This window comes from Rhodobacter sp. SGA-6-6, from assembly GCF_011043545.1.
GTDB lineage: Bacteria > Pseudomonadota > Alphaproteobacteria > Rhodobacterales > Rhodobacteraceae > Pseudogemmobacter.
The window spans coordinates 1-2,898 of record NZ_JAAKGP010000039.1; the positions used below are offsets into that span (position 1 = coordinate 1).

The window sequence follows — 2,898 nt, forward strand, 5'->3', positions numbered from 1 at the left end:
ATAATCGTGACCGGGCGGGACGACGACGCAGGCCGCGAGATGGTCGGCCCCATCGGCGACGGCCACCTCGACCCACGATCCGGCAGGCGGACGCACCGAGAGGGTTGCACCGGGGCCATCGGCGGCGATGGAGACACAGATGGCCTTTCCGGTCGTGTTGGTGAAGGTCGTTCCGGCAGAGCGTTCCGGCTCGACATTCTGCCATGATTGCCCATCGCCCACGACGCCGATGGCCGCCCGGAAGGCCGGAAGCGTCGGTTCCCGGAGCGTCGCCGCGACGGCGGCGCTCATCTCCGCCCCGACCCGGACCACGCTCTGATCGACCCCCACCGTCTTGCGCATGAACAGAACGGCATCGTGGGTGTTCATGGCGATCTGGCCGTCCGCCAGATCGCCGACTGCCGGAACCTTGCCCGGTGTGGTCGAGCGTTTTTGTTGCATTGTCAAAAGATTATTCCCCTACTCTAAGAATTTCGTTGATGTCGAGCTTGGCCGCGATCTGGCGCAGGCGCAGGGCGGCGACCGGATCGACAGAGGCCAGACGGGCGGCAGCACCTTGCAGATCGGCAGCAACCAGCGCGGCGAAGCGGCGGGCGGCGGCGGCATCGCCCTGGGCGATCCGCAGCACCTTGGCCTTGCGCACCGCCCGGGCATTCCGGCGCTTCTCGCGGGCTGCGGCCAGATCGGCCCGGGCGGCGTCGAGGGCCGCGACAAAGGCGACTTTCAAGGTCAGCCCTTTAGTCGGGATGCCGGTGAACGTGCTGGCCTTGCATCCGAGGATGCGGGCCGCAAGGGGACGTGGCACGGGCTGATCGAGGAGGCGGAGGGCAAGGTCGTTGGTCATGCCTTGCACCCTTTCATTGCCGTCCGGCGGTGCCCGGCTAGCCGGTCGATGATGCGCGCAACCTCCTCGGCCACCGGGCCGCCCGCCCGGCCTTCGGCCAGTCGGAGCAGGTCGGCGGTCAGGGCCGCAACCTGCTCGTCCAGCCGGTCGCCGGGCTTAGGGATGGGCGCAGGCCGGAAGGACCGGGCCGTGGCCGTCTCGTCGCGCAGGGCGGTGAGGATGCCGGTCAGGGCCGATAGCAGGCCAACGCCGCGCCTGCCGGGCGCAGGGCGGGTCATGCCCGCCGCCCGCAACCACAAGCGCATCTGAAACGCCGGGACGCCCGTGGCGGCGGCCAGCGCGGCGGTGCTGACGTGCGGATCGGTTGGATCACTCATCCGCGATCCCCGCCGCTACCGCCGTGATGGCCCGACCGAGGGCCTCTCGCGTCCGCCGGACCAATTCATCGACCCGGCGGCGCATGAACACGTCGCGCGTCACTCGGGGCGGCAAAGAGGTTAGGGCCGCGTTGATGGTCCCGCATAGATATTCGAGACAGGCATCAAGCTCCTCCCGATGGATCAACTCCCGGCGACGCATGGCGAGGTTGAGGGCCGCCGCATCGGCCCGGGCCTCGCGCGCCCGCTCCGCCGAGGCGCTGGCGCTGCCTGCATGAAGCGCGGCGCGCAGATCATCGAAATATGTTGGGACGGCCTCGGCCAACGCGACCCGGCCCCGTTGCACTTCGCGGATGCGCCCGGCGCGGATCAGGTCACGGAGGCGGCCCTCCCTGTCGCACAAGAGGCGCGCAAGATCGGCCACAAGCGCAGTGTTGACCAGTTCTGCGGTCATCCGTCGATCTCCTCGAATTGGCCCGAGATCAGCGCCGCAATCGCCACAGCGCGGGCGGCCTCGATCTTGATCCGGGCCTCTCCGGCCTCGTCCCTGATCCGGGCCGCCACGTCCTGCGGGAACCCCTTGAGGTTTGGCGGGCGCACCATTTCGCCGATGTGATCCACGGCGATTTCACACAGGGCCTCGATCAGGTCGGTCGCCGCGACCGTCTCGACCAGTTCGGCTTTCCGGGCTGCAATCTCACCGGCGACGATCTGGGCCTTTATCGCCTGCGACCGCGCCAAGGCCGCGCTCGCCGGAGCGGCGGCGCTGGCGCGCAGGGAAGCCGCATAGCCCCGGAGAAGCGAGGCCAGCCCTACTTGCCCACGGGCCGGGCTGTGGACCAGCCCGGACCGCACAAGCTGACGGACGCGATCTGCGCTGACACCAATCAGCCTCGCACCGACAGCGATGTTGACCGCATCGGACATCAGGTGCGCTCCACCCCGGCCCGGGCGCGCGCATCAGACAGGGCACGGTCCAGATCGGCCTTCGACCCGAAGGCCGGATCACCCGGCCCGGCGAGATCAAGGACCACCGGGCCACTGGCTGCTCCCGTGCCATCCTTGACCGCGCCCGGCCCCAGACTGGCGTTCGCCTGCGCGATGGCTTTCCGCCAGCCCTCGGCGACGGCCTCCTTGGCCGTCTCGCGCGGATGGGCATCGCTGCCGAACTCTACGAAACCCGTCGCCCGGGCGGCGAGGATTTCCGCGCCGGAAGGCTTCGGACCTTCGACCGGAAGCGAGGCGAGCAGCGGGGCGAGCATCGAGGCCGTCAGATCGCCGTTGCCTTCCAACGCCAGAGCGGCGGCGGCGGACATGCGATCTCGCGCCTCCGGCAAGGCGAGAATGCGGCGGACCCGCTCGCGCTCTGCGCCCGCGGCATCGGTGCCAAAGCTGGCGCTGCCGGGCACGGGATCGACCGCAAACCCACCGGACTGGTCGGGTTCGAGGCCGGGCAGAAGGGCTTCGACAGCCCGGGCCGTGATCGGGGCGGTCAGGCCCATCCGCAGGGCCTGAATACCGCGATCACGGTCACGACCGACCCGCCAGATCGCCAGCAGCCGGGCGCGCTCGGCCTCGGCATCAGCCCGGGCGGCGGCGGCCTCGGCCTGCGCCAGTTCTTCCGCCTCGATGGTCGCCAGTATCGCCCTGCGCTCGGCGTGACGGGCCGCACCGGAC

At 70.1% G+C, this 2,898-nt stretch carries 6 protein-coding genes; all 6 read right to left on the reverse strand.

Annotated elements, in window-relative coordinates; translation table 11 throughout:
* Positions 1–441 (reverse strand): hypothetical protein (locus G5B31_RS20720; RefSeq protein WP_205912055.1); only part of this gene is annotated, 441 nt, incomplete at its 3' end.
* Positions 442–451: 10 nt separating this feature from the next.
* Positions 452–844 carry a hypothetical protein gene (locus G5B31_RS20725; RefSeq protein ID WP_165020087.1) on the reverse strand — a complete coding sequence of 131 codons (393 nt, stop codon included), beginning with the start codon at positions 842–844 and terminating at the stop codon, positions 452–454.
* Positions 841–1,221, reverse strand: a complete 381-nt coding sequence (locus tag G5B31_RS20730; protein ID WP_165020088.1) for a hypothetical protein — start codon at positions 1,219–1,221, stop codon at positions 841–843. The genes G5B31_RS20725 and G5B31_RS20730 overlap by 4 nt, the downstream gene beginning before the upstream one ends.
* A complete protein-coding gene (locus G5B31_RS20735; protein WP_165020089.1) occupies positions 1,214–1,675 on the reverse strand; it encodes a hypothetical protein in 462 nt (153 codons plus the stop codon). Before G5B31_RS20735 ends, G5B31_RS20730 begins: the two co-directional genes overlap by 8 nt.
* Positions 1,672–2,148, reverse strand: a complete 477-nt coding sequence (locus tag G5B31_RS20740; RefSeq protein WP_165020090.1) for a hypothetical protein — start codon at positions 2,146–2,148, stop codon at positions 1,672–1,674. Before G5B31_RS20740 ends, G5B31_RS20735 begins: the two co-directional genes overlap by 4 nt.
* Positions 2,148–2,898: hypothetical protein (locus G5B31_RS20745; protein ID WP_165020091.1), on the reverse strand; the 751-nt coding region annotated here is incomplete at its 5' end. The genes G5B31_RS20745 and G5B31_RS20740, both read right to left, overlap by 1 nt.